The sequence below is a fragment of the Rahnella sp. 1L-D-7-B-C2 genome, assembly GCF_057290995.1.
Map to the genome: position 1 here is coordinate 1 of NZ_JBXAVQ010000017.1, position 25,629 is coordinate 25,629.

22 protein-coding genes and 1 riboswitch are annotated in these 25,629 nt (G+C 53.5%); of the genes, 7 read left to right on the top strand and 15 right to left on the bottom strand.

The window, feature by feature from the left end:
* Positions 1–134: 134 nt before the first annotated feature.
* Positions 135–797: a DUF3313 domain-containing protein gene (locus AC0Z7K_RS19965; protein ID WP_485615622.1), complete on the bottom strand. Its 663-nt coding sequence runs from the start codon at positions 795–797 to the stop codon at positions 135–137.
* Positions 798–936: 139 nt separating this feature from the next.
* Complete coding sequence (locus AC0Z7K_RS19970) at positions 937–1,374, bottom strand: GNAT family N-acetyltransferase (protein WP_485615623.1); 438 nt, start codon at positions 1,372–1,374, stop codon at positions 937–939.
* A 77-nt stretch (positions 1,375–1,451) separates the two neighbouring features.
* Between AC0Z7K_RS19970 and AC0Z7K_RS19975 the strand changes: the two genes are divergently transcribed.
* The 5 genes from AC0Z7K_RS19975 (at position 1,452) to thiD (ending at position 7,621) form a co-directional block, all read left to right on the top strand.
* Positions 1,452–3,155: a LytS/YhcK type 5TM receptor domain-containing protein gene (locus AC0Z7K_RS19975; protein ID WP_485615624.1), complete on the top strand. Its 1,704-nt coding sequence runs from the start codon at positions 1,452–1,454 to the stop codon at positions 3,153–3,155.
* Entirely contained in the window at positions 3,133–3,852 is a 720-nt protein-coding gene (gene btsR / locus AC0Z7K_RS19980) for a two-component system response regulator BtsR (protein ID WP_413529142.1), read from the top strand. The genes AC0Z7K_RS19975 and btsR overlap by 23 nt, the downstream gene beginning before the upstream one ends.
* Positions 3,853–3,980: 128 nt before the next feature.
* The gene (locus AC0Z7K_RS19985) at positions 3,981–5,789 is read left to right on the top strand and encodes a carbon starvation CstA family protein (RefSeq protein WP_413529143.1); all 1,809 of its coding nucleotides are present in this window, start codon (positions 3,981–3,983) and stop codon (positions 5,787–5,789) included.
* 89 nt (positions 5,790–5,878) lie between these two features.
* Positions 5,879–5,980, top strand: a riboswitch (TPP riboswitch).
* A gap of 34 nt (positions 5,981–6,014) precedes the next feature.
* On the top strand, positions 6,015–6,824 hold the full coding sequence (thiM, locus tag AC0Z7K_RS19990) for a hydroxyethylthiazole kinase (protein ID WP_485615625.1): 810 nt from the start codon (positions 6,015–6,017) through the stop codon (positions 6,822–6,824).
* Positions 6,821–7,621 (top strand): bifunctional hydroxymethylpyrimidine kinase/phosphomethylpyrimidine kinase, encoded by an 801-nt coding sequence (gene thiD, locus AC0Z7K_RS19995; protein ID WP_485615626.1) that lies wholly within the window; start codon positions 6,821–6,823, stop codon positions 7,619–7,621. The genes thiM and thiD overlap by 4 nt, the downstream gene beginning before the upstream one ends.
* A 16-nt stretch (positions 7,622–7,637) precedes the next feature.
* Here thiD and AC0Z7K_RS20000 read toward each other — a convergent pair whose 3' ends face one another.
* From AC0Z7K_RS20000 to AC0Z7K_RS20010, 3 genes are all read right to left on the bottom strand, one after another.
* Entirely contained in the window at positions 7,638–8,486 is an 849-nt protein-coding gene (locus AC0Z7K_RS20000) for a hypothetical protein (protein ID WP_485615627.1), read from the bottom strand.
* A gap of 122 nt (positions 8,487–8,608) precedes the next feature.
* Positions 8,609–9,295: a GntR family transcriptional regulator gene (locus tag AC0Z7K_RS20005; RefSeq protein ID WP_413529147.1), complete on the bottom strand. Its 687-nt coding sequence runs from the start codon at positions 9,293–9,295 to the stop codon at positions 8,609–8,611.
* A 112-nt stretch (positions 9,296–9,407) separates the two neighbouring features.
* Positions 9,408–10,244 (bottom strand): AraC family transcriptional regulator, encoded by an 837-nt coding sequence (locus tag AC0Z7K_RS20010; protein ID WP_485615628.1) that lies wholly within the window; start codon positions 10,242–10,244, stop codon positions 9,408–9,410.
* A gap of 270 nt (positions 10,245–10,514) precedes the next feature.
* On the opposite strand from AC0Z7K_RS20010, the gene AC0Z7K_RS20015 reads away from it, so the two are divergent.
* Both AC0Z7K_RS20015 and AC0Z7K_RS20020 read left to right on the top strand, forming a co-directional pair.
* Positions 10,515–11,924 carry an MFS transporter gene (locus AC0Z7K_RS20015; RefSeq protein WP_485615630.1) on the top strand — a complete coding sequence of 470 codons (1,410 nt, stop codon included), beginning with the start codon at positions 10,515–10,517 and terminating at the stop codon, positions 11,922–11,924.
* Between the two features lie 26 nt (positions 11,925–11,950).
* The gene (locus tag AC0Z7K_RS20020; protein WP_485615631.1) at positions 11,951–13,927 is read left to right on the top strand and encodes a glycoside hydrolase family 127 protein; all 1,977 of its coding nucleotides are present in this window, start codon (positions 11,951–11,953) and stop codon (positions 13,925–13,927) included.
* Positions 13,928–13,998: 71 nt separating this feature from the next.
* On the opposite strand, the gene AC0Z7K_RS20025 is transcribed toward AC0Z7K_RS20020, so the two are convergent.
* From AC0Z7K_RS20025 to mdtD, 10 genes are all read right to left on the bottom strand, one after another.
* Positions 13,999–15,288: an MFS transporter gene (locus tag AC0Z7K_RS20025; protein WP_485615632.1), complete on the bottom strand. Its 1,290-nt coding sequence runs from the start codon at positions 15,286–15,288 to the stop codon at positions 13,999–14,001.
* A 131-nt stretch (positions 15,289–15,419) separates the two neighbouring features.
* Positions 15,420–16,433, bottom strand: a complete 1,014-nt coding sequence (locus AC0Z7K_RS20030; protein ID WP_413529152.1) for a Zn-dependent oxidoreductase — start codon at positions 16,431–16,433, stop codon at positions 15,420–15,422.
* A gap of 11 nt (positions 16,434–16,444) precedes the next feature.
* Positions 16,445–17,659: a starvation-sensing protein RspA gene (gene rspA, locus AC0Z7K_RS20035; protein ID WP_485615634.1), complete on the bottom strand. Its 1,215-nt coding sequence runs from the start codon at positions 17,657–17,659 to the stop codon at positions 16,445–16,447.
* Between the two features lie 322 nt (positions 17,660–17,981).
* Positions 17,982–18,509 carry a hypothetical protein gene (locus tag AC0Z7K_RS20040; RefSeq protein WP_485615635.1) on the bottom strand — a complete coding sequence of 176 codons (528 nt, stop codon included), beginning with the start codon at positions 18,507–18,509 and terminating at the stop codon, positions 17,982–17,984.
* 195 nt (positions 18,510–18,704) lie between these two features.
* Entirely contained in the window at positions 18,705–19,592 is an 888-nt protein-coding gene (yegS, locus tag AC0Z7K_RS20045; protein WP_485615636.1) for a lipid kinase YegS, read from the bottom strand.
* Between the two features lie 369 nt (positions 19,593–19,961).
* Complete coding sequence (gene trhP / locus AC0Z7K_RS20050; RefSeq protein WP_485615637.1) at positions 19,962–21,347, bottom strand: prephenate-dependent tRNA uridine(34) hydroxylase TrhP; 1,386 nt, start codon at positions 21,345–21,347, stop codon at positions 19,962–19,964.
* Positions 21,348–21,532: 185 nt separating this feature from the next.
* The gene (locus AC0Z7K_RS20055; protein ID WP_485615638.1) at positions 21,533–21,880 is read right to left on the bottom strand and encodes a YegP family protein; all 348 of its coding nucleotides are present in this window, start codon (positions 21,878–21,880) and stop codon (positions 21,533–21,535) included.
* A 166-nt stretch (positions 21,881–22,046) separates the two neighbouring features.
* Entirely contained in the window at positions 22,047–22,766 is a 720-nt protein-coding gene (baeR, locus tag AC0Z7K_RS20060; RefSeq protein ID WP_413529157.1) for an envelope stress response regulator BaeR, read from the bottom strand.
* Positions 22,766–24,151 carry an envelope stress sensor histidine kinase BaeS gene (gene baeS, locus AC0Z7K_RS20065; protein ID WP_485615639.1) on the bottom strand — a complete coding sequence of 462 codons (1,386 nt, stop codon included), beginning with the start codon at positions 24,149–24,151 and terminating at the stop codon, positions 22,766–22,768. Before baeS ends, baeR begins: the two co-directional genes overlap by 1 nt.
* Complete coding sequence (gene mdtD, locus AC0Z7K_RS20070) at positions 24,148–25,620, bottom strand: multidrug transporter subunit MdtD (RefSeq protein WP_485615640.1); 1,473 nt, start codon at positions 25,618–25,620, stop codon at positions 24,148–24,150. Before mdtD ends, baeS begins: the two co-directional genes overlap by 4 nt.
* Positions 25,621–25,629: the final 9 nt, after the last annotated feature.

Here is a 25,629-nt window from a genome sequence, read left to right on the forward strand (position 1 = left end):
AAAGTTCCATTTAAAAAGGGTCCATGTTGAGCATGAACCCTTTTTACACGAGCCACTGGATCGGTCAACTGATCCTTAAACGATCGGCATTAGCCCTCTGGCTGCCTCATAAAATACTCACTCACGCGTCAGGTTTAGTTCGCCTGGAACGACTTGGTGTCGTTCGCCAGACCATCGACCACGACTTTCAGATCGTTCGCGGTGACTTTCTGGGTGTCGTTGGACACTTGTTTACCGAAGCCCTTACGCACAACTTTGAAGACCGGTTTGCCGGTGCTGGCGTCGATCAGTTCGCCTTCGAAATACACTTCGGTATCACGGGTACGGTGGCCGGTAGCCGTTTCGGTACCTGCAATCACCAGGGCAACCGGGATCACCTCATAGAATTGCAGACCTTCTGCTGACGTATTTACGCCAGTGATCGCGCCTTTAAAGATAAGCGTGCGCGGGCCTGCGTGATCGGTCAGTTGCAGACGCTCGCCCATGGCCGGTTTCAGGCGGCTGTTGGCGTAATCCAGCACGCCCTGCAGCGTTTCTTTACTGATTTGCGCCGTAGGTTGTGGTTCCGGATAGAATTTGATCGGTTCAAACATCAGGTAAGAATAGTTTGATGTTTTAAAAGAAGGATCAATCCAGCGCAGCACAGGCGTGCCTGACGCAGTTTTGGTCTCTTTCAGGTTGGAATAATCGCCAAGGAAGCCGGAGTATTTATCAGCCTGGGTAACGTGGTTCGTACACCCCGCTAAAAGCAGGGCACCGGTGATCAGCGCGGCCTGCAGCAGTTTTATTTTTTTCATTCGTACCCTCAAAAAGTTTAAAGAAGACAACGTATGTATAGCACTGCTGGGAAATTTAACCTCTTAACAACAAAGAAAATTTGATGAAGAACAGAATATTGATATTTGTGAGATGAGTTGCTAATAACTCACCCTTGTTTTATTTAGCAGATGAATGAAAGAGATAATATTCACCTTTCGGACTATCCCCCGTGGCGACAACGGTCCAGCCCTTTGATAAATAGAATCCCACCGATTTTTTACTCTTTACTAAACATTTCAGCGAACCGGTACGTGTAAAAGTTTTTTCGGCGGCATGTAGCAATGCACTGCCAGCACCCGTTCCCTGAAACTTTGGATCGATAAACAGATTATGCAGGAAGTTTTCCTGAGTAAAAATCGAGGCAAACCCCAGCAAAAATCCGTCGCGCTCGGCAACCAGAATCGTCTCGCCAATCACCGCACGGTCGAAATCCTCCAGCTTATAGTCAGCATTTTCCAGCCAGGTCCAGGTGTCTTTGCGTGCGGCCAGATACAGCGTGCGTAAAAAAGGGCGATCGGCTTCTTCGTAAGGGCGAATGTGTAGTGGTGATACCAAAGAGTGAACCCCCTCAAAGATTGTGTGGATATTGTCGACTATAGTGCGCGTCTCACTTAATGATACTGCCAGCGACTATGTATGAGTTCAATTTGGTTTTGTTGCTGTTGCAGCAAATGTGCGTTTATTTAGTTATCGCTTACTTACTCAGTAAAACTCCGCTGTTTATTCCGCTGATGCACGTCACCGTTCGGTTGCCGCACAAACTGTTGTGCTATTTCATGTTCTCGATGTTCTGCATCATGGGCACCTATTTTGGCCTGCATATTCAGGACTCTATCGCCAATACCCGCGCTATCGGTGCGGTGCTCGGCGGTTTACTCGGTGGGCCGGTGGTCGGGGTGCTGGTCGGGCTGACCGGTGGGTTGCACCGGTATTCGCTGGGCGGAATGACGGCGCTGAGTTGCATGATTTCGACGGTGATGGAAGGGCTGCTCGGCGGTATGGTTCACCGGGTGCTGATGCGGCGGGGACGCATTGACCGGCTGTTTAATCCGCTGACGGTTGCAGGCGTCACGCTGTTTGCCGAAGTATTGCAGATGGCGATCATTTTGATGGTCGCACGTCCTTATGACGAAGCCCTTAGGCTGGTAAAAAGTATTGCCACGCCGATGATGGTGACCAACACCATTGGCGCGGCGATGTTCATGCGCATTCTGCTCGACCGGCGGGCGATGTTTGAGCGCTACACCACGGCGTTCAGCGCCCGGGCACTGAATATTGCGGCCTGTACCGAAGGGGTGCTGCGCCAGGGGTTTAATCAGGAAAACACCGCGCGGGTAGCGCAGATCATCTATCAGGAACTGGATATCGGCGCGGTGGCGATCACCGATCGCGAGAAGCTGCTGGCGTTTGTCGGGATCGGCGACGATCACCATCTGCCAGGCTCGCCGATTTTGTCCGAGCATTCTCACCGCGCTATCGAACATAACGAAGTGGTCTACGCCGATGGCAATGAGGTGCCGTATCGCTGCACGCAAAGCCCGTCGTGCAAGCTCGGGTCGACGCTGGTGATCCCGCTGCGCGGCGAGAATCAGGAAGTGATCGGCACGATCAAACTTTACGAAGCCCGCAACCGGCTGTTCAGTTCGATCAACCGGACGCTGGGCGAGGGGATCGCCAGTTTATTGTCGGCGCAGATCCTCGCCGGGCAGTATGAACGCCACAAGCAACTGCTGATCCAGTCGGAAATCAAACTGCTGCACGCGCAGGTGAATCCTCACTTTCTGTTTAATGCGCTGAATACTCTGGTGGCGGTGATCCGTCGCGACAGCCAGCAGGCGGGCGAACTGGTGCAGCATCTTTCGACTTTTTTTCGCAAAAATCTAAAACGCCCGCAGGAAGTGGTGACACTGGCCGACGAAATTGAACACGTGGAAGCCTATCTGCATATCGAACGCGCGCGGTTCAGCGACCGGCTGAGCGTCACGTTTGATTTTCCCGACGCGCTGCAACAGCTGTTTTTACCCGCTTTTACGCTGCAACCGCTGGTGGAAAACGCCATCAAGCACGGGACGTCGCAACTGCTGGGCGCGGGGCACATCCGTCTTTCCGCCATCGGGCAGGACGATTGTCTGATGCTGACCGTTGAAGATAACGCCGGGCTGTATGCGCCGTCGGCTTGCGGAAATGGTCTGGGCATGAGTCTGGTCGATCGCCGTCTGCGCGGGCGTTACGGCGATGAATTTGGTCTGCATGTGGAATGCGAACCGGAACAGTTTACCCGCGTCATTTTACGGTTGCCGTTAAGGAGTCAGCATGCTGAAAATATTGATTGTTGATGACGAGCCGCTTGCGCGTGAAAATCTGCGTTTTCTGCTGCAGGATGCGGCGGATATCAGCGTGATCGGCGAGTGTGAAAACGCGGTGCAAGCGCTGGGTGCTATCAACCGGCTGCAACCCGACGTGGTTTTTCTCGATATCCATATGCCACGCATCAGCGGGCTGGAGCTGGTCGGGATGATTGACGCTGAGCGTATGCCGCACATTGTTTTTCTCACCGCCTATGACGAATATGCCTTGCAGGCGTTCGAAGAGAACGTGTTTGATTATCTGCTAAAGCCGGTACAGGCATCGCGGCTGGACAAAACCCTCTGCCGTCTGCGCAAGCATCTGCCGGAACAAAATATTACTGCGCTGATGGCCGGCGAACCGGATCTGGCGCTGATCCCCTGCTGCGGCCAGAATCGCATTTATCTGCTTGCCTTCGATGAGGTGATTTTTGTCAGCTCGCGGGTCAGCGGAGTCTTCGTAAACCGCGCCGACGGCAGTGAATGTTTTACGGAACTGACGCTGCGCACCCTGGAAAATCGGACGCAGCTGCTGCGTTGCCACCGGCAGTTTTTAATCAACATAAGCCATCTGCGGGAAATCCGTTTTGACGACAGCGGGCTGGCGGAGCTGGTGATGAAAAACGAGGTGCGCGTACCGGTCAGCCGCCGTTATCTGAAATCCTTGAAATCTCAACTCGGGCTTTGAACCAGCCGTTCATCCCTGCGTTTTTGCCGCTTAAATCGCTATACCGCCGCTGACCTAAACAGCGGACGCGCTTTCTACAGAGCTTTGCTACGTTGCACCTGATTATTCCTTATCCGGAGAACAATAAGATGCAACACGCACTGACTTTTGTCATCGCGACTCTGTGTATCCTGACTATCTGCTACCGGTTTTACGGCGTGTTTTTTGTCCGTAAAGTGCTGAAAGCCGATGATGCTCAGGTCACGCCGTCGCATTTACTGGAAGACGGGAAAGACTATGTCCCGACGAAAAAATGGGTGAACTTTGGCAGCCACTTTGCGGCAATTGCGGCGGCGGGGCCTCTGGTCGGCCCTGTGCTGGCGGCGCAGTACGGTTATCTGCCCGGTATGTTATGGCTGCTGATCGGTTGCGTGGTCGGCGGCGCGGTACACGACACCGTGGTGTTGTTCGCCTCGATGAAACACCGGGGTAAATCCCTGTCGGAAGTGGCTAAGCGCGAACTCGGGCCGGTAGCCGGCTGGTGTACCGGGCTGGCGATGTTATTTATCATCACCATTACCATGGCTGGTTTGTCGATGGTGGTGGTACATGCCCTTGAGCGTAACCCGTGGGGCACGTTTGCCGTCTTTATGACTATCCCGGTGGCGATTTGCGTCGGCCTGTGGGAGCGTCTGACCGGTAGCATGAAAGCCGCTTCGTGGGTGGGTATTATTGCGATTATGGCCTGCGTGGTGATCGGGCCGTACATACAGGCCTCGGCGTTTGGCGAATGGCTCAGCCTGCGCGCCTCGACCGTCAGTCTGGTTTTACCTGTCTACGCCTTCTTCGCCACCGCTCTGCCGGTATGGATGTTACTGACGCCGCGCGGTTATCTCTCCAGCTTCATGAAAATCGGCGTGTTCGGTGCGCTGATCGTCGGCGTGGTGTTCATCAACCCGGAAATTCAGTTCCCGGCGATCACGCAGTTTATCCACGGTGGCGGCCCGGTGCTGGCCGGTCCGGTCTGGCCGTTTATCTCGATCACTATCGCCTGTGGCGCGATATCAGGTTTTCACGCATTTATCGGTTCCGGCACCACGCCTAAGCAGATAGACAAATGGAGTGATATTTTGCCGGTCGGTTTTGGGGCGATGTTAGCGGAATGTGTGGTCGGCGTGATGGCTCTGATTGCTGCCACCGCGTTGCATCCGGCGGATTATTTTGCCATTAACTCCGCGCCGGAAGTGTTTGCCGGTCTGGGCATGCAGGTGGTGAATCTGCCGGCGCTTAGCCAGGAAATCGGTCTAGATCTTAGCGGGCGCACCGGCGGTGCCGTGACGCTGGCGGTCGGCATGGCCGATATCTTTACGCGCATTCCGTGGTTCAGCCATTTGTCCTCTTACTTCTTCCAGTTCGTGGTGATGTTCGAGGCGGTATTCATCCTGACGGCGGTCGATTCGGGCACCCGCGTGGCACGCTATTTGTTGCAGGATTTCTTCGGTGACCTGTGGGCACCGCTGAAACGTACCGACTGGTGGCCGGGCGCGGTGGCGTGCAGCATCGTCGCCTGCCTGCTCTGGGGATATCTGCTGAACTCCGGCGATATCAATTCGGTCTGGGCGCTGTTTGGCGTCTCCAACCAGCTGATGGCTTCAATCGGTCTGATGATCGGCGCGACCATTATTCTGCGTCTGGCGGATAAGCGCCGCTACATGCTGACCTGCCTGATACCGCTGGCGTATCTGTACGTCACTGTGAACTACGCAGCGTACTGGATGGTGGCTCACGTCTATTTCAATCCACTGGCCAAAGGCTTCAATCTGTTCAACGGCACAATTTCCATCATTATGGTCGCGCTCGGCGCAGTAATTATGGTGGCATCAGTCCTGCGCTGGATAAAACTGTGGCAGGCGCGCAGTGAAGGCGGCGTACTGGAGGATGTGGCGGCGACGGTGTAAATCACGGTTATCTCATCAGCCCTGTCAATGGACGGGGCTTTTTGGTATCAAATGCTGATTGATCTTCCCGCCGTCCGCACCAATAATGCTCCCTTGACTCGGGGTGCCGCTCTTGCAAAAGAAAGGCTGAGATTTTACCCGTATTACCTGATCTGGATTATGCCAGCGTAGGGAAGTCAGGTATCTCTCCCGATGCCGCCTTCCTGAAAGCCGGTTGGGAGACTTATGAACGTCCGACCTTCCGTATTTCCCGGTGCGATTGCCGCCGGTTCTTTGCAACAACTCCGCCATTCATCACCGCTGGTCCACTGCCTGACCAACGACGTGGTGCAATCTTTTACTGCCAATGTTTTGCTAGCGCTGGGAGCGTCTCCGGCGATGGTGGTTGATCCTGCCGAAGCGGCGCAGTTTAGCGCCATTGCTGATGCCTTACTGGTCAACGTCGGTACGCTGACGCATTCTCACGCCGAGGCGATGCTGGCGGCTATTGAGGCGGCGAATCAGGCCGGAAAACCCTGGGTGCTGGATCCGGTGGCCGTGGGCGGCCTGCGCTGGCGAACTGAATTCTGTCTCGACATCATCAAACTCCAACCCGCCGCCATTCGCGGTAACGCCTCGGAAATTCGCGCGCTCAGCGGTCTGAGTGCGTCCGGTCGTGGTGTCGACAGCGGTGACAACTCTCTTTCTGCCTTGCCCGCCGCGCAGCAACTGGCGCGTGAAACCGGTGCGATTGTCGCGGTCACCGGTGAGACAGATTATGTGACCGACGGCGATCGCTGTTGGGCCGTCGCGGGCGGCCATCCGATGATGACCCGCGTGGTCGGCACCGGCTGTGCGCTGTCGGCGGTGGTGGCTGCTTTCATTACCTTACCGGGCGACCGGCTGGATAACGTCGCAGCAGCTTGTCGCGTCATGTCCTGTGCCGGAGAACGCGCCTGCGCAACGGTGAAAGGGCCGGGCAGCTTCACGCCAGAGTTACTCGATAATTTGTACCTGATTAACGGGGAATGGTTAAACGGTGAGGCGCAGCCATGAAACGGATTAATGCGCTGACCATTGCAGGCACCGATCCGAGCGGCGGTGCCGGGATCCAGGCCGATCTCAAAACGTTCTCGGCGCTCGGGGCCTACGGCACCAGCGTGATCACCGCGCTGGTGGCGCAAAACACCTGCGGCGTTCAGTCGGTTTATAATATCGAACCCGAATTTGTGGCGGCACAGCTGGATTCAGTGCTCAGCGACGTCCGCATCGACAGCGCGAAAATCGGTATGCTGGCAAACAGTCAGATTGTGGAAGCGGTCGCGGAACGGCTCCGGCACTATCAGCCGCCGTTTGTGGTGCTCGATACCGTTATGCTGGCGAAAAGTGGCGATCCGTTATTATTGCCGGAGGCGGTGGATGCAGTGCGCCGGTTGCTGATCCCGCAGGTCTCGATCATCACGCCAAACCTGCCTGAAGCCGCAGCGTTACTCGAATGTCCGATAGCGACCAGCGAAGCGGAAATGCGTGAGCAGGGTGAAACCTTGCTGGCGATGGGGTGTGGCGCGGTGTTGATGAAGGGCGGTCATCTGAGCGATGAAGAAAGTCCTGACTGGCTGTTTGTGGCCGGTTCCCGTGAGCGTTTTACCGCGCCGCGTGTCAATACCCGCCATACCCACGGCACCGGCTGTACATTGTCTGCGGCGTTGGCAGCACTGCGCCCGCGTCACAACAACTGGGCGGATACGGTGCGCGAAGCCAAAGCGTATTTGCAACAGGCGCTGATGCAGGCCGACTCTCTTGAAGTCGGGCACGGCATCGGCCCGGTGCATCATTTTCACCGGTGGTGGTAGGGCGGTTTGAAATCCATCAGGCGCGGCGTTGAGCTTCTCCCAGCGCCTGCTCAGCCTGAGGAAACATCGCCAGCGCCCGTTGTAAGTGCAGGGCGTCGAACGGATTCAGCGGATAGAATTTTTCGTCTTTGCGCGGGCGCAGCATCACGCGGATTTTATTGGCTGACATCCTTTCATAAAGATAGCTGGCGATGTCCTGATTCTCTTCATCCTTCCAGGACAGCACCAGTGCAGCATGCTCACCGCTGCGACGGCCAATAAACTGCTCGTTCAGCCACAGACCTTCCAGATCGCCATCATGTTGCAATTTTTTGCCGCTAAACCACGGCGAATCTGCCAGCATCCACAGCGCCTGCGGTGTGATTTCTTCATGCAGCTGTCGCCACATAGGACGGTTATTGTCCATCTGCCAGCAGGCCATCCCAAGATAATCATTCAGCTCGCGCCAGTCATTTTCCAGCCGCTCTTTCAGCTCGGGGTCCTGCACGTGCATAAACTGCTGCAGACCGCTGGCCTGTTCGCCCAGCTTGTTATAGGCGACCACCGTCATGGTACGAGGCGTGCGGCGAAAAGTGACCCAAAGCAGGATTTTTGGGATACGAAAAGTAATGGCCTGAATGGTCAGCTTGTAACGATTACCGCGAGACATTACCAGGCCGTTCGCGGTACCGCGTTTGTCCTGATAATTGCGCACCAGCACCACGCTGTTCTGACCCATCCATCCGGTAAGGTAATGTTCTTTCTCGCTTTCCGCCACGTCGAGATCGCGGGCAATCTGGCTGATTTTTTCTTCATCCAGCTGGGCGAGGGACAGTGACTCTTCAGCACTGTAAAAGCTTTTCTTCAGGGGGGCAGTAGCAGGCATAAAAATTTCCACGGTATCGATGTGGTTTACAGCTTACCTCAAGTTGTCATACAAATTTTGGGGTTAACCCGCAAAATTAACCTAAAACGGTCTGACAGCAGATTTATTGGGAATAATGCCTTTTACTCCGCATCAAACCAGTCGCTGTTTTGCTCGGCTATCGGGGTAATGGTAGATATCATTTCCTGCAAATGAATGCGGATGGCATTTTCAGCGGCGTCCGGATCATGCGCTTTAAGAGCGTCGAAAATGGCGTAGTGCTGCGCGATAAGATTTTCCGGCGGGGAGACTTTGCTCAGTGTCAGGAAACGTACGCGATCCATCGTCGCTTTGATATGTTCGACGGTTTCCCAGGCCAGGCGGCAATCGATAATTTGCGCGATCGTGCGGTGAAAATCATCGTCGAGCAACAAAAATTCCTGTGTTTGCTGGCTTTTTGCCGCAAGCCGCTGACGCTCAAGATTGTGTTCCAGCAGCGCCAGATCTTTATCCGTGGCAACCATAGCAGCACGACGAACGACGGCGGTTTCTACGGCTTCACGAATGAAACGGCCATCGGCGACGCGCTTGGATGAAATCTTCATCACATATGTACCGCGCTGCGGTAAGACCTGAACCAGCCCGGCTTCGGCCAGTTTGATAAAGGCTTCGCGAACCGGCTGGCGCGATACGTTAAAGCGTGTGGAAATTTCTTTCTCCGACAGGAACGCTCCCGGCGCAATGGCACAGGTGACGATGTCCTGACGCAAGGTGCGGTAAATCTGCTGATTCACCGGCACATTACTGAGAAATTCAAAGGCGTCTGTCATGGGCAAAAGTTGTCTTCAAAGTCGGGAGTTCACAATACTACCATGAGTTTTCTCAGGGTTTTGAGATTGTTAGCGCAAGGTTGTGACAGAAATTTGGGATATATCATAGAAACTAATCCGAATTGATATGCTCACGGCAGTAAAGTTTTTTATAGGCTGCCGGGGTAATGCCCAGCAGTTTGCGAAACACCCGACGAAAATACGCTGCGTCGTTAAAACCGGTCAGCCGCGCGACATCAGCGACGTTCCCGGTATTGGCCAGCAGCAGTTTCTCGGCGGCGGCGACGCGGTGTTTATGCAGCGCATCTGTCAGGGTCATCTGGAACGTCAGACGAAACACGCGTCCGAGATAATCGGCATTACAATGCAGCCTTTCCGCCAGCTCAGAAGCCCCCAGCGGCAGATGAAACTGGGTAGTGATGAGTTGCCGCGCCTTGTAGGCCAGCGCGACGCCGGGCCCGCCGGGTTCCACATTTTCCGGCCAGGCGCGCGCAACTTCCTGCAACAGCAAAATCAGATACAACTCCAGCGAATTGCCACCTCTTTCCTGCTCATATAAAAATAGTCTGAATAGCGTTAAGAGTGTTTCACGATCCCTGACTTTACAATGCTGTGGAATATTCAGCTGTAAAGAGGGATTATTTTGCCGAGAATCTATTAACGTGCGATTGCTCTCAATATCGAAGTGTAACCAGTAAAATTTTAATTCAGGATCAAACGTCGTTAACCCTTTATGTTCCCTGCCGGGAAATAACAGTAAACTTTCCCCTTCACGCAGATCAAAACGCGTATTCTTTTCCTGCAATGACAGGCTGCCGCGTACGACATACATCAATTCATACGAGTTAAGTCTGCGTGTCGGATGTGTGCCAATTCCTCGCGAGATAAAGAGTCCGCCGTTCTGCACATTAACCGGATAATTCACAGGAAAAGAGAGTACATCAGTCATTTAGCCGTCTTGCCAGCAGCGAATAAAGCGTGACAATAGCACAGCGCGCAGCGGGTACCAGTCCTGCCGGAAGACGTTTTGATCTGCCTCACATATTCTATGCATGAGTCGGAATTGTCCCGTTTAACTACTTTATCCTCCTCTTGTTGGCATCTTTTTCCCGTGCCAGATTAAATACGCACCCTATAAAAAAGGCTGATATTACACCCGGCCTGATATCCCTGCATTCCTGACGGCTTATTGATACCCATATAAAAGCGAGGAAATATAATGCCAACAGATTCTATTAATACCGGTTCAATACCGGGAGAGAAAGCAGAGAAAATAATTTCTGCGAACGCCAAACTTTCTGTCAGTGAGAAAATAGGTTATGGATTAGGGGATGCCGGTGGCACGATCATTACCTGCCTGATCACCAGTTTCCTGACCTTCTTCTATACCGATGTATTCGGCCTGACGCCGGCGATTGTCGGTACATTATTTATTTCCCTGCGCGTTATCGATGCGATTTCCGATCCGCTGATGGGTATCCTGGCCGACCGTACGCAAAGCCGTTGGGGCCGTTTTCGCCCGTGGCAACTGTGGATCGCGCTGCCGATTGGCGTGGTTGGTTTTCTGACGTTTACCGTGCCAGGTTTAAGCGGTGATGCCAAAATTGCCTATGCCTTCTTTACGTATTTTTTGCTCTCGGTGTCTTACACCGCGATCAATGTGCCGTATTGCGCGCTGATAAACACCATGACCACCGATCATCGTGAGGTCATTTCCTGCCAGTCATGGCGCTTTGTTCTATGCGGCGTGGCGGGCTTTATGGTATCCGTCGGGCTGCCGTGGCTGGTGCAGATTTTCGGCAAAGGCGATGCGGTGCTCGGCTATCAGCAAGGCGTCGGCTTGCTGTGTGCCATCGCCGTAGTGATGTTCCTCTGGTGCTTCTTTACCGTACGCGAACGTCTGCCGCTGGCGTTGCTCGGCCAGTTCAGCATTCGTGAACATATACGCGGAATGCTGAAAAACGATCAGCTGCTGCTGGTATTGCTGATGTCCTTTCTGCTGATCAATGTGTTCAATCTGCGCGGCGGCGGCTATATGTATTTCATCACTTACGTGCTCAAAGGCGGAGCCGGATACGCCTCCATGTTCTTCGGCATGGTGACGCTGGCGTCGATTCTGGGGGCGGTCATCGTCAATCAGCTGACCAAATTTATCGACAGCGTCCGTCTCTATTTGCTCACCAATCTGGTGCTGGCGGTATTTTCTCTGCTGCTGTGGTTTGTGCCGGTGGGAGAGCAATTCCAGACGCTGTGGCTGTGTGTCATCTTTGTGCATTGCGTGATCCTCGGATTTACGCTGCCGTTGCACTTTTCCATCATGGCGTTCGCAGACGACTACGGGCACTGGAAAAATGGTATCCGTTCCTCGGGCATGAACTTCGCCTTCAATCTGTTCTTCATCAAGCTGGCCTGGGCGTCAAGTGCAGGGATCATCAGCCTGGTATTCATTTGGGTTTCTTATCAGGCGGGTGCTGAACACCAGACCCCGGCGTCGCTCGGCGGCATCACGTTGCTTGAAACACTGCTGCCTGCGGCAATGCATCTCCTGCTGGCGGGAACGCTGATGTTCTGCAAGCTCGATAACACACTGCTAACGCGGATGTCGCACGATCTGGCGGCAAAAATTTAACGACGGTCATTATTTAAGGAGGTTGTATGTCATTTTCTCCGGTTGAATCTTTAGAAGTCCCTTTGCAAAAAGTGAATATTTCCGATGCGTTCTGGCTGGAATATCAGCGTCTGGTGAGGGATGTGGTGGTGCCTTATCAATGGAAAGCACTGAACGACGACGTGGCAGACGCCGAGCCGAGCCATGCGATTGAGAATTTCAGAATTGCTGCCGGGCAGAGCGAGGGGGAGTTCTATGGCATGGTATTTCAGGACAGCGATGTCGCTAAATGGCTGGAGGCGGTCGGGTATTTGCTGGCTAAAACGCCGGATGCTGAACTGGAAAAAACGGCTGATGCGGTCATTGAGCTGGTCGGCGCGGTGCAGCAACCTGATGGTTATCTCAATACCTATTTCACTGTCAAAGAACCGCAGCAACGTTGGACGAATCTGGCAGAGTGCCACGAGCTTTACTGCGCCGGACATTTGATCGAAGCCGGCGTGGCTTACGCTCAGGCCACCGGAAAAGCCCGTTTGCTGGAGATCGTTTGCAAGCTGGCGGACCATATCGCGCAGGTATTTGGCCCAGGCCAACAGCAGTTGCACGGTTATCCCGGTCATCCGCAAATCGAACTGGCGCTGATGCGTTTATATGAAGCGACCGGCGAAGCCCGTTATCTGGAACTGACGCGTTACTTCGTCGAACAGCGTGGTGCAGAGCCGCATTTCTACGATAGTGAATATGAAAAACGCGGTAAAACGTCACACTGGAATACATACGGTCCGGCGTGGATGGTGAAAGACAAAGCCTACAGCCAGGCGCATTTGCCGATAGCGTTGCAGACCACGGCTATCGGCCACGCGGTGCGATTTGTGTATCTGTACGCCGGCGTCGCGCATCTGGCAAGGCTGAGTCAGGATCAGGAAAAACGTGAAGTCTGCCAGCGGCTGTGGGAAAACATGACTCAGCGGCAGATGTACATTACCGGTTCGATTGGCTCGCAAAGCAGTGGCGAAGCGTTTTCATCAGATTACGATTTACCCAATGACACCGCTTATACCGAAACCTGTGCCTCAATTGGCCTGATGATGTTTGCCAACCGCATGTTGCAACTCGAGGCCGACAGCCGTTACAGCGACGTCATGGAGCGCGCGCTTTACAACACCGTCCTGGCCGGTATGGCGCTCGACGGAAAACATTTCTTCTACGTTAATCCGCTGGAAGTGCATCCGAAAAGTATCCCGTTCAACCATATTTACGATCACGTTAAAACGGTGCGTCAGCGCTGGTTTGGTTGTGCCTGTTGTCCGCCGAATATCGCACGTCTGCTGGCGTCACTCGGCCATTATATTTACACCCAACGGCCTGACGGCGTGGACATCAATCTTTATATCGGCAGCGATGTGGAAGCGACGGTAGGGGGCAAACCGCTGCGTCTCAAACAGTCCGGCGGCTATCCGTGGACCGAACAGGTGCTGATTGACGTCAGCACCGATGAGAAGCTTGAGGCCACGCTGGCGCTGCGTTTACCAGACTGGTGTGCCAGCCCGCAGGTGATGCTGAACGGCAAGCCGCTGGAGCTGGCCGGTCTGACCCGGCGCGGATATTTGCGTCTTACGCAGCAATGGCAGCAGGGCGATCGCATTGAAATGACATTACCGATGCCGGTGATGCGTGTGAAGGGGAATGCGTTGCTGCGCCATGTTGCCGGAAAAGTGGCAATCCAGCGCGGTCCGCTGGTTTATTGCCTCGAACAGGCGGATAACGGCAGCGAACTGCACAACGTCCGGTTGCCATACGATGCGCAGTTCCGGTTGATCGCCGGAAGCGGACTTTTCGCCGGTAAAACGCTGCTGCAAACGCAGGGACAACGGCGTGTATCGGCTCAGGCCGGTGAGCAGCCGCTCTACCGCTTCAATCCATCAGTTGAAGAGACCGTCGCGCAAACCATGACCTTTGTGCCGTACTTTACCTGGGCAAACCGTGGGGAAGGGGAGATGCGGGTATGGATTGATGAAGCATAGAAATAATATCCGTTCGTGATAAAAGAAAACCCGGCGCAGTTGGCCGGGTTTTTCATATTAATATTTGGATTTTAGCTATGAGAGAGTTTTGGTTCGACTGATTGCTTTGGGGGTTTAATCACAAAGAACACCAGAATGGCACCCAGCGCGGCGACGCCGCCTGCGAGCATAAAGGCGCTGTCGAAACGGCCTGTATTCTGCACGATGAAGCCAGTGACGATCGGCCCGATGATCCCGGACACGCTGCCGACCAGATGAATAAATCCGCTGGTGCCGCCGACGCGGGATTTATGCACCACATCTTGAATAATCGCCCAGTAAATTGCACCGGTGGTATACAGGAAGAAAATAGAAACTGACATTAGCACTACAGCGGGCACTACGCTGGTGACGATACCGGCGAGCGCCACGCAAACGGCTGCCGCTAACAGGCTGACAACCAGTATAATTTTACGCGAAAGCAGTAAACGGCCGGTGATATTGAAAATTTTATCCGAAATATAACCACCTAATGCCAGACCAACGAAGCCGACAATCCACGGAATGACGGTGGTTAAACTCATTTCTTTAATATTTAATCCGTGCGCCTGCACTAAATATGCCGGGAACCAGCTCAGGAAGAAGAATAAAATATAGTTATAGCTGAAGAACGCAAAGGCGGTGACCAGAATGATCGGCTGTTTTAAATAATAACCCAGACCGTGTGCTGCCTGTGCCAGATCTTCCTCTGCACTTAAATGCTCATTTTTCATGGCATCGACCAGACGCATTTCCTCTGGGGAGACGCGTTTACTTTTCAGCGGATTATCTGCCACCGTAAAGAACCAAATAGCCATCCACACAATGCCGATAGACGCGATGACCATGAATGCCGGACGCCAGCCGAAGGAGATCGCCAGATACCCGACGATCGGCCCTGCTACCGCGCCGCCGAGCGGTGAACCGGCGCTGAGTAACCCCATCGCGGTGGCCGCCTGTTTCTTCGGGAACCAGCCGTTAATCATCTTATTTGCCGACGCGCATATGGGTCCTTCGGCCATGCCGAATAATACCCGCAAAATAAGCATGGAATAAAAACCGGTGGCGATGGCGGTCATTCCACAAAATACGGACCACAGCCCGACAGCTAAACCCATAACAATCGTCGGGCCGAATTTATCCACCGCTAAACCGCCGAGGAAGTTAAATATCGCATAACCAAAGAAGAAACTACCAAATATCAGGCCGAACTGTTCGGGATTAATGGTCAGTTCTTTTTCTATCATCGGGACAGTAATCGACAGCGCGACGCGGTCGAGGTAATTGATCATGTACACCATAAACAGCAGGAATACGATAATCCAGCGCAGATTCTTGAACATAGGTAAGTGCTCCACTTGGTGTCGTTTTAATAGTGTTGCGTTATTTGTAGGTTGAATCTCAGGTACTCAGTGGCAGGAAGGATGGCGGGCATCCTTCCTGAATTTCCAAATCTTATAAATTTTCGATCACATCAGAACGTCAGTAACACTTTGCAGCAGGCACGCTGATCCTTTTCAAACAGCGTCAAAGCGGCTTCCACTTCGCTGGCGGGCATCCAGTGCGTCACCAGTTTTTCCGGTGCAATTCTTCCTTGTTCCATCCATTCAATCACCTGAGGGAAGCGGTGGCTGTTCAGACGCGATGAGAACAACGAGATTTCTTTGCTGGTAATACTTTGCTGCGTGAATGCGCTCGGTTCGCCGGAGAAGCCCATCATCCCGATACGCGCTGCCGGTGATGCCAGCAAAATCGCCTCCTGCAAAATCGCCGGATGGCAGGCTGCATCGACAATCAGCGTCGGTCGCACACCTTCTGCGGCAAGCACATCAGCCACGCTGCGTTCGGTATTATTGATAGTCCAGTCGGCACCGCTTTCCTGTGCCATCTGTAACCGTTCTTCGATGCGGTCGGTGACAATCACTTTTTGCACACCGTACACGCCTTTCAGTACCTGAATCACCGTCAGCCCCATCGGGCCAGCGCCGTACACCAGCGCGGTATCCTGCGGTGTTGGTTTTAAAAATGCCGTGATATTGGCCGCAATGGTAAAGGGTTCGACCATGCTGGCGAGTTTGTCAGGGATCGCCGCGGGCACGACATACGCATTTTTAGCCGGTGCGCAGGCGTAATCACTAAAGCCGCCGTCGCGATGCACACCGATCACCTGCAATTCGGTACAAACGTTGGGGCGCCCGATGGAGCAGGGATAACAATGTCCGCAGCTGACCACCGGATCGATAACGACGCGCTCGCCAATGCGCGATGCGTCAACGCCTTCTCCGACGCTGTCGATATGGCCGAAAAACTCATGGCCTATTACACGCGGATATTTCGCGAACGGATTGTGACCGTGATAAATGTGCACATCCGAGCCGCAGATCCCTGCGTGACTGACCCGAACTCGTACCTCACCGGCGGCAGGTACCGGCAAGGCACGTTGCTCGATCACCAGTTTTCCCGGTTCTTGTATAACGACGCTGTTCATTTTTCGCTCCCTTACCAGTTCCACAGAGTACCGTCTTCCAGACGGGCCACCGGCAAATACGCCGGTTCATACGGATATTTCGCTGCCAGTTTTTCGTCGAACTCAATGCCCAGCCCCGGTTTGTCGCCCGGATGCATATAGCCGTTATCAAACGTCCAGTTATGCGGGAACACTTCCAGCATCTGCTCGGAATACCCCATGTATTCCTGCACGCCAAAGTTTGGCACCCACAGATCGAAATGCAGCGCAGCGGCCATGCACACCGGCGAGAGATCTGACGGGCCGTGCGAACCGGTGCGAACCTGATACAGAGAGGCAAAATCGGCGATCCGGCGCATACCGGTAATGCCGCCCGCGTGGGTGATGGTGGTACGGATATAGTCGATAAGCTGTTCTTCGATAAGCTGTTTACAATCCCAGATGCTGTTGAAGACTTCACCGACCGCAATCGGCGTCACGGTGTGCTGGCGGATTAAACGGAAGCATTCCTGGTTCTCCGCCGGGGTCGGATCCTCCATCCAGAACAGACGATAGTCTTCGATGCTCTTACCAAAGCGTGCGGCTTCGATAGGCGTCAGGCGGTGATGCATATCGTGAAGAAGATGTTCCTCAAAACCGAATTTGTTACGTACGGCTTCAAACAGTTTAGGCGTGAAATCGAGGTATTTTTCGGTCGACCACAGTTGCTCTTCCGGCCAGTTACCTTTGGTCGCAGGTTCGTAGGCCAATCCCTTGCCTTTCGACATCCCGTAAGTCGTTTTCATGCCTGGCACGCCGCACTGTGCGCGGATCGCTTTGAAGCCGAGCTCTTTGTGTTTGGTGTAATCATCCAGTACTTCATCCACTGAATGGCCGGTAGTGTGGCAGTAAACCATCACGCCGGTACGAGATGCGCCGCCGAGCAGCTGATACAGCGGCATATTGGCAGCTTTGGCTTTGATGTCCCACAGCGCCGTGTCCACCGCCGAAATCGCCGACATAGTGACCGGCCCGCGACGCCAGTAAGCCCCTTTGTAGAAGAACTGCCAGATGTCTTCGATCTGGTGTGCATCACGCCCGATAAGCTGCGGGCAAACATGGTCTTTCAGATATGACGCCACCGGCAGCTCGCGGCCATTGAGCGTGGCATCACCAATGCCAGTAAGGCCGCTGTCGGTGGTGATTTTCAACGTAACAAAGTTGCGCCCCGGGCAAGTAACAAAGACTTCAGCATTCACGATTTTCATCGGTTACGACCTTCTGCAGTAAAGTTGGATGCATTTCCTTTGGCTATAAATACGCCACATGACAACTACCATACAAGTATGTTTATTAGTTTTTGCCGGAGGGGATCACACTTTGTTGCGCGAAAGTTATCTGAAGGGAAGTGAATAAAGGCGATGGGGAAACAAAGGCCATGCGGTCAGAGGAGCGAGGTATGAACCTCAGCATCTCTCACAAAAAAAGCCTCCGGTTTGGAGGCTGAGTGCAGATCAGTCACGTTTTTGGTGTTTTTCGATAAGCCTGAAGCAAATCTCAAGCGTTTTTAGTTTCTCTTCACGGTTTCGGTCAAAGTCCTTTTGTGTCGGGCGTCTTGTGGTATTTCGTTGTAATAACATAGTGGCCTCTTCCATTTGTGTGAGTCGACTTAATCAGCTCGCTTTTTGAACTAAGCAAAAGTCGATCATACGCTTTTTGATGTGATGTAGTGAAGGCGTTGAAATAAATTATTTCAGGTTTTCTATCCCTGATGAATTTCTCAATTGCATCCGTTAACCCACTAAAAAATCTTAAATAGTTCACACGCGACAAAATTTTTTGAGGAAACAACTTATCGAAAACCGTCCTGCCATTACGCTCATCAGACGGTATTTCATCCCATGCGGTATCATAAAAAGTGATGATATGCCCATGAACATCTTCACAAGACTGTTTGATGATTTTTGCCATTATCTGAAAACTATCTTCAGCAGCACTTGAAAAATGCAGGAACAGGATTCGAAAAATTTTTATCTCTTCAAGTGGCAGTGTGAAGCGGACATCGTAAAAACTAATATCAGAAAGATGGCAAATGTTAATAACCTGATGATATTCCATAAGATGGCAGCTTGCTTTCAATAGGTGTTGTTTTTATATCACCACCTTTTAACCTCTGAAATTGCCAATTTCTTACTCAGGATGACGCCTTCCAAAATAGTTTTTTATTGCATTACATGACGCCAGTCTCGGGAACACACCTCTCAAAATGACAAAGCCCGCAAAGTTTGCGGGCTGTTTCAACTGGCAAGGAGTTTACCCCAGTAGTTCACAATGCGGCGGTAGGCGGCACTGAATGATATCGGCCTGAACTTCAATGCGAAAGTGCTTACCGGTCAGCGGTTCGCCATCGAGGTTGAAGGTCATGTCATGCGGCGCGGTGATCTCCAGCCAGGGGAGATGGGCGGAGACGATATTTTTGTTTTCTTCGTTATTGAGCAGGCTGCGCAGGAACGAAGGCAGCAGCTCTTCGGAGGTCAGCAGACGTAGCTGCAACAGCCCGTCGTTGATCAGCGCTTCCGGGCAGATTTGTTGGCCGCCACCGGCCTGACGACCGTTACCGATGCCAATAACCAACGCGTCGCCTTCCCAGCTGAAATCCGGACCTTTGATTTCACAGCGGTCAGCCTTCAGCGTATCAAGACGTAGCAGTCCGTGGATAAAATAGGAGACGCCACCGAGTGCCGCTTTCAGCTTTTCCGGCGTTTCGGTGGTGATACGCGTACCAAATCCACCGGTCGCCATATTGATGAAATAGTGCTTATCATTCACCCGGGCAAGATCGATGGCTTCTGCCCGGCCTTTTATCGCCAGCAGCAACGCCTGTTCAGGGGCCAGCGGAATATTACAGGCGGTCGCAAAATCATTCGCCGTCCCCAGCGGGACAATACCCAGAGCCGGGCGCGGTTCTTCAAGCTGTGCCAATGCTCCGGCGATTTCATTGATGGTGCCATCGCCGCCTCCGGCTATGACGGTGTCACAACCGCGCTCTACCGCCTCGGCGACGTAGCGTGCAGCATCGCCATATTCCCAGGTGACGCGGACTGTCAGTTCCACACCTTCTTTTCGCAGCGCACCGACCGCCACGCGAAGTTCCTCATTGCCTGCGCCTTTTCCATTCAAAATCAGCAGTGCTGTGGTCATGTATGCTCCTTTTCTCTAAACATCATTACCATAAATGATTAAACGGATGCTTGGCTATCAGATAAATGATCGAAAATCCTCCATGAATAGAAGAGTGCCTGTTAAATATATTACAGGGATATTATTTTCCAGAAATGTATTATTTTGATTTATATGTTGGAAGAGAAGAATAACTTTTTCAGCCAAAGAGGCATGTTGAAAGGATTGAATTCAAAAAGAAAAGCCAGCTCAAGGGAGATTGAGCCGGCCAAGGAGGTGGTTCCTAGTGTAGTCCTGTGCTTTATTTTGCATTCTAAGTAAATTGCGAATGCATATTATCCAGCCACGCAAGAAATAGATGTGATCAGTTTCTTGTTTTCAACAAAAGCCTTATTTCGCGTGCGGATTGCGTGTGTCAGTTTCTTGCAGATTGCGCAACAGAATGGCGAACTCGAGGCTGATGTCGTCAGGCAACGCGGCGTAAACAATGTGTCCGTTACCCGGTGCGACGTCCGTTGGCTGGCCTTTCTTGTTACGCAGCGCTTCTAGGGTGAACTGAATATTACCCTGTGGTGTCATCATTTCCACGCTATCACCGACGCTGAATTTATTTTTGACGTCGATCTCTGCCCAGCCATCCACGCGGTTACCGGTAAATTCCCCGACGAACTGCTGACGGTCGCTGACTGAGAAACCGTACTCATATGTCTGCTGAGCATCGTGCGTATGGCGGCGCAGAAAACCTTCGGTATAACCGCGATGCGCCAGGCCTTCCAGCGTGGTCAGTAGTGTTGGATCGAAAGGTTTACCGGCCACGGCGTCGTCGATAGCGCGGCGATACACCTGCGCGGTGCGGGCGCAGTAGTAGAAGGATTTGGTACGGCCTTCGATTTTCAGCGAATGGACGCCCATTTTGGTCAGGCTCTCGACGTGCTGGATAGCGCGCAAATCTTTGGAATTCATGATGTAGGTGCCATGTTCATCTTCGAACGCACTCATGTATTCGCCCGGACGCAGCGCTTCTTCCAGCATGAACACTTTGTCCGTCGGCTGACCGATGCCCAGAGTGGGTTCCACAGCTTCCACCTGTTGCACCGGGATCGGCTCGTGCTGATGCACAATACTGCCGATATCGTTCTCTTTACCTTCCTGAACTTTGTATTCCCAGCGGCAGGCATTAGTGCAGGTGCCCTGATTCGGATCCCGTTTATTGATGTAACCGGAAAGCAGGCAGCGGCCGGAATAGGCCATGCACAGCGCGCCGTGAACGAAGATTTCCAGCTCCATATCCGGCACCTGTGAGCGGATTTCGGCGATTTCTTCGAGTGACAGTTCACGCGATAAAATCACGCGAGTCAGCCCCATTTGTTTCCAGAATTTCACTGTAGCCCAGTTCACCGCGTTGGCCTGTACCGACAGATGAATATCCATCTGCGGGAACGCTTCGCGCACCATCATAATAAGACCCGGATCGGACATGATCAGTGCGTCCGGCCCCATGTCGATAACCGGTTGCAGGTCGCGCAGGAAGGTTTTCAGCTTGGCGTTGTGCGGCGCGATATTGACAACCACGTAGAATTTTTTACCCAGAGCATGAGCCTCGTTGATGCCGATTTCCAGATTCTGGTGGTTAAATTCGTTGTTACGCACGCGCAGGCTGTAGCGGGGTTGTCCGGCGTACACGGCGTCTGCGCCGTAGGCGAAAGCATAGCGCATGTTTTTCAGGGAACCGGCTGGGGAGAGCAGTTCAGGAACAAAAGCGTCGGGGGTCAACATAGTCAATCTCAGTCTGATCACAAGTCAGGGCCGTCCCGGATGCGGGGCGACGAAAGGCCAGAATTGTAACGTCTGAGTTGATCAAAAGCAGCCGGTTAGTGTGGGTATTTGGGGTTTTACGGGGTCAGATCAATTTTTGGCTTCTGAGGGTGCCGCAGGAAATGCGACAACCTCAGTAAAAGGCATCAGGCGGGTTGTTGGGTTGAATCGCGGATGTCGGCTGTCGCCCCGTTTTTCACCACTGACTGTACGCCTTTTCTGGCCGCGCTTTCAGTGGTGTACATTTCACTGACGCCAATCACCTGATGATTTTTGGCTTTCAGCACAAAATAAAATTGCCCGTCTTTTGACGGTTTTATCTCGTATTGTTCTTCATGTGGCGCGTTGTTTTGCACAGACGTAATGCCATTTTCTGCCGAGGCTTTACTGGCATACATTTCACTGGTGAGAATAATCTCTCCGTTCCCGGCCTTCAGGTTAAAGTGAAACTGTCCATTCTTCGCTTTTTTCAGATCATAGTGACCAGTCGCCATAAAGGTTATCTCCAGCAAGGGGGTTATTTTCCACAGCTAAGTGTAGTTAAAGGAGAATCTTTCGCGGCGATAAGAGGAAGTTAAGGCATGAAATGTGAACTGGCCGACAGACTTTCAGCAACTTTACAAAACTGAACTGTCGGCCTGGAAAGAACGGCTTTGCGCGTCAGGCGAGGTGGCAGGGCTCCGCCTCCCACCGATAACCGACGCCGTAGACCGCGCGGATAAAGGCTTTCTCGCCGTCCAGCGACTCCAGCTTGCGGCGCAGATTTTTGATATGGCTGTCGATGGTGCGGTCAGTGACTACGCGGTAATCATCGTAGAGATTATTGAGCAGCACTTCACGGGTAAACACATAGCCAGGTTTTACCGACAGGGTTTTCAGCAGGCGGAATTCTGCTGGCGTCAGCTCCAGTTCATGCCCCTGAAAAGATGCCTGAAAGCGCGCTTCATCGATATGCAGGCCGTGGCTTTTGGTGATGTTTTCGTCCGGACGCACGCAGCGGCGCAAGATAACTTTGACGCGTGCCACGACTTCACGCGGGCTGTACGGTTTGCAAATGTAATCATCCGCCCCGATTTCGAGCCCCAGCAGGCGATCAATTTCTTCGGTTTTCGCCGTAACCATCATGATCGGCACGTCGGAAAACTGGCGGATGTCACGACAGATCGACAGTCCGCTGCTGCCCGGCAGCATCAGATCCAGCAAGATCATCGCCGGCGGGCTGGTTTTGACCTGAGTTATCACGTCGTGGCCGTCAGGCAGCCACTGGGTGACATAACCCGCCGCGTCGAGATAATCGATCAGCAACTGAGCCAGTTTCGGCTCATCTTCCACAATCAAGATTTTTAACGGCGCGCGGCCGGATGCTACTAAATCGTTCATCAGTTTCTCGGTCCATGTGGAACAGAAAGCGGCAGGACGACCGTGATACGCACGCCGCCTGCGGGAGAGTGGCTGGCGCTTATCTGCCCGCCATGTGCTTCGACGATATTCTGACAAATCGCCAGACCTAAACCGGAGCCGCCACTGGCGCGGTTGCGCGAGCCTTCGGTGCGATAAAAACGTTCGAAAATGCGGATCAGTTGTTCATCGCTGATACCTGGTGCAGTGTCCTGGAAAGTCAGAATCAGCGATTTATCACGAATTTCGCCCAGAATTTCCAGCCCGCCGTTGGGATCAGTATAGCGCAGGCTGTTTTCCATCAGATTATTGAAAAGCTGCGAAAGGCGTTGCGGATCACCGAACACCTCCGCGCTTTCCGGCAGTTTGCTGATCAGCGTTAACTGCTTGCTGTGAAAACGATCCCGCGAACCGGCTTTCGCCAGCTGCACCAGATGCACGACGTCGGTATCGACTTTGCGGTACGCCAGCGCTCCGGCATCAGAAAGGGAAAGCTGGTGTAAATCATCCACCAGCTTGGTGAGAATCGATACTTCCGACTGCAATGATTCCAGCGAGCCGAGCGTCATTTTTCGCACGCCGTCCTGCATCGCTTCCAGTTCACCACGCAGCACTGCCAGCGGGGTGCGCAGCTCATGGGAGATGTCGGCCATAAACGCCCGACGCATCTGTTCGTTCTTTTCCAGCGTCATTGCCAGCTGGTTGAAATCCTGCGCCAGTTTTCCCAGCTCATCTTCACTGTCGACCTCCACACGGGTGCTGAAATCCCCGGCGGCCAGCTGATGGGTGCCGTTGACCAGCCGTTTAACCGGCGCGAGCATACCGCGCGATAACAGCCAGGTGACGGCGGCGGCCAGAAGTGCTGTAAAGGCGACAATCATCCAGCTGGTGCGGCTTTGCTGACGCTCGAAGTTGATGTCTGCGTCGCGCGTCAGGCGTTCAGCCGGGGTCGAAATCACCGAACCAATCACTACGCCGTTGACAGTCATCACGCGGCGCGGTCTCTGCAAATCAGGCGGAACCGGCTGATCGTATCCGCCGATCCGCCGATCGTGACTGTCGAGGATCCAGAATTTTGTTCGCCATCCCTGTGGTGGCATTCTCGGACTGCTGTTTTGTTCAAATGAGCGCATCAGCTGATAGATCAGCCGGTCGTTAGTTTCTAAAAACTCCCAGCTACCGTGCTGTTTATATTGTTCCTGCAAGGTGTCGGCCAGCAGTTCGACGCGCTGTTCGTTACTCTGGCGGATGTAATCAATAAAGCCGCGCTCGAAGCTCATCCGCACGCCCCAGTTCATGGTGATTAACACCAGCGCACAGGTGCAGAAGATGGCCATGAACAGTTTGGCGGTAATTCCTGGTTTCATGATTTTCTCATTGGATCGGGAGAGCTGGCCGCCGCGCGACGACGGTCAATAAGGGCATTTTTCTGGGCATCCGCCGGCACGCGGGAAAAGACCCAGGCCGGCAGGGCGATAATCACCGCCATCGACATATAGCAGTAGAGAAACGCGGTATGCATTGCGCCGCTGCCGACGTCTACCTGCTGATGTGCGAAAACGCCGATGAGGATACCCGCGACGCTGACGCCCAGACTCATCGACAGCTGCATGATCATCGACAACAAACTGTTGCCGCTGCTGGCAAGGCGCGGCGGCAAGTCTTTCAGCGTCAGGGTATTCATCGACGAGAAACGCAGTGAATTCACCATCCCCTGGAAGAACAGCACAATTGGGATCATCCACACCGCGCCGTAAATCGCCACCAGCGGGAAGATAAGCGTAATCAGCGCCAGCAACAGCGTGGCGGTTACCAGCGCAGAACGGTAGCCGAGCTGATTGACCAGCCGGACTACCACGCGCTTCATTCCCATGCTACCGAGCACCATCGGGATCATCATCAGCCCGGCGTGAAAGGGTGTGAAGCCCATGCCGAGTTGCAGAAAGACCGGCGTCATAAACGGCAACATACCGCTGCCAATGCGACCCAGAAAACTGCCGGTCAGGCCGATTTTGAACGTCGTGGTGTGAAACAGACGCAGTGAAAACAGGGCGGACAAATTACCGCGTGCGTGCATCCAGTAGATACCGAGCGCGCCAAATCCAACCACTACCAGCAGCAGTAATTCCAGCGGCGTCAGCCCGAGGCCACGGCTGCCGTCGAGCGCCAGCGTCAGGGTCGCCATACATACCGCCAGCATCACAAACCCGCTGATATCAAAGCGGCGTGTCTGCATTTTGTAATTGGGCATGATCATCAATGTGGCGATACAACCGGCAATGCCGACCGGCAGGTTGATCAAAAATATCCAGTGCCAGCTGGCGTACTGCACCAGAAAACCCCCGAGTGCCGGGCCAAGCAGCGGGCCGACCTGACCGGGTAATGTCACCATGGTCATCGCCGCCATATATTCACTGCGCGGCACGATTTTCAGCACCGTCAGCCGCCCGACCGGCACCATCATCGCGCCGCCAATCCCTTGTACCACGCGGGACATCACCAGCTCGCGCAGGCTGTCAGATTGTGCGCAGAGCAGCGAACCCAGGGTGAACAGCACGATGGCCGAGAAGAACACCCATTTGACACCAACTTTATCCGCCAGCCAGCCGCTGGCGGGCAGCATCACCGCGACTGTCAAAACATAAGCGACCACCACCGAATGCATGTGCAGAGGGTTTTCGCCGAGGCTTAGGGCCATCGACGGCAGCGCAGTGTTGACGATGGTGGTATCCAGCGCCTGCATAAAAAAGCCAAACGCGACGATCCACAATTGCCAGCGCACAGAAGGCGGCAGCGGCTCGGAGGGCGGTACAGTCTCAGTATTTTCAGATTTCATCGGGTTATC

Excerpts from the sequence above, each read along its gene's own strand:
- AC0Z7K_RS20000 (WP_485615627.1), bottom strand. The coding sequence starts at position 8,486 with ATGCCTGCTACTGCCCCCCTGAAGAAAAGCTTTTACAGTGCTGAAGAG.
- yegS (WP_485615636.1), bottom strand. The coding sequence starts at position 19,592 with ATGACCACAGCACTGCTGATTTTGAATGGAAAAGGCGCAGGCAATGAG.
- AC0Z7K_RS20020 (WP_485615631.1), top strand. The coding sequence starts at position 11,951 with ATGTCATTTTCTCCGGTTGAATCTTTAGAAGTCCCTTTGCAAAAAGTG.
- AC0Z7K_RS20055 (WP_485615638.1), bottom strand. The coding sequence starts at position 21,880 with ATGGCGACTGGTCACTATGATCTGAAAAAAGCGAAGAATGGACAGTTT.
- rspA (WP_485615634.1), bottom strand. The coding sequence starts at position 17,659 with ATGAAAATCGTGAATGCTGAAGTCTTTGTTACTTGCCCGGGGCGCAAC.
- AC0Z7K_RS20040 (WP_485615635.1), bottom strand. The coding sequence starts at position 18,509 with ATGGAATATCATCAGGTTATTAACATTTGCCATCTTTCTGATATTAGT.
- AC0Z7K_RS20005 (WP_413529147.1), bottom strand. The coding sequence starts at position 9,295 with ATGACAGACGCCTTTGAATTTCTCAGTAATGTGCCGGTGAATCAGCAG.
- baeR (WP_413529157.1), bottom strand. The coding sequence starts at position 22,766 with ATGAACGATTTAGTAGCATCCGGCCGCGCGCCGTTAAAAATCTTGATT.
- AC0Z7K_RS20030 (WP_413529152.1), bottom strand. The coding sequence starts at position 16,433 with ATGAACAGCGTCGTTATACAAGAACCGGGAAAACTGGTGATCGAGCAA.
- mdtD (WP_485615640.1), bottom strand. The coding sequence starts at position 25,620 with ATGAAATCTGAAAATACTGAGACTGTACCGCCCTCCGAGCCGCTGCCG.
- AC0Z7K_RS20010 (WP_485615628.1), bottom strand. The coding sequence starts at position 10,244 with ATGACTGATGTACTCTCTTTTCCTGTGAATTATCCGGTTAATGTGCAG.
- thiD (WP_485615626.1), top strand. The coding sequence starts at position 6,821 with ATGAAACGGATTAATGCGCTGACCATTGCAGGCACCGATCCGAGCGGC.
- AC0Z7K_RS19985 (WP_413529143.1), top strand. The coding sequence starts at position 3,981 with ATGCAACACGCACTGACTTTTGTCATCGCGACTCTGTGTATCCTGACT.
- AC0Z7K_RS19965 (WP_485615622.1), bottom strand. The coding sequence starts at position 797 with ATGAAAAAAATAAAACTGCTGCAGGCCGCGCTGATCACCGGTGCCCTG.
- AC0Z7K_RS20015 (WP_485615630.1), top strand. The coding sequence starts at position 10,515 with ATGCCAACAGATTCTATTAATACCGGTTCAATACCGGGAGAGAAAGCA.
- AC0Z7K_RS20025 (WP_485615632.1), bottom strand. The coding sequence starts at position 15,288 with ATGTTCAAGAATCTGCGCTGGATTATCGTATTCCTGCTGTTTATGGTG.
- AC0Z7K_RS19975 (WP_485615624.1), top strand. The coding sequence starts at position 1,452 with ATGTATGAGTTCAATTTGGTTTTGTTGCTGTTGCAGCAAATGTGCGTT.
- thiM (WP_485615625.1), top strand. The coding sequence starts at position 6,015 with ATGAACGTCCGACCTTCCGTATTTCCCGGTGCGATTGCCGCCGGTTCT.
- baeS (WP_485615639.1), bottom strand. The coding sequence starts at position 24,151 with ATGAAACCAGGAATTACCGCCAAACTGTTCATGGCCATCTTCTGCACC.
- trhP (WP_485615637.1), bottom strand. The coding sequence starts at position 21,347 with ATGTTGACCCCCGACGCTTTTGTTCCTGAACTGCTCTCCCCAGCCGGT.
- btsR (WP_413529142.1), top strand. The coding sequence starts at position 3,133 with ATGCTGAAAATATTGATTGTTGATGACGAGCCGCTTGCGCGTGAAAAT.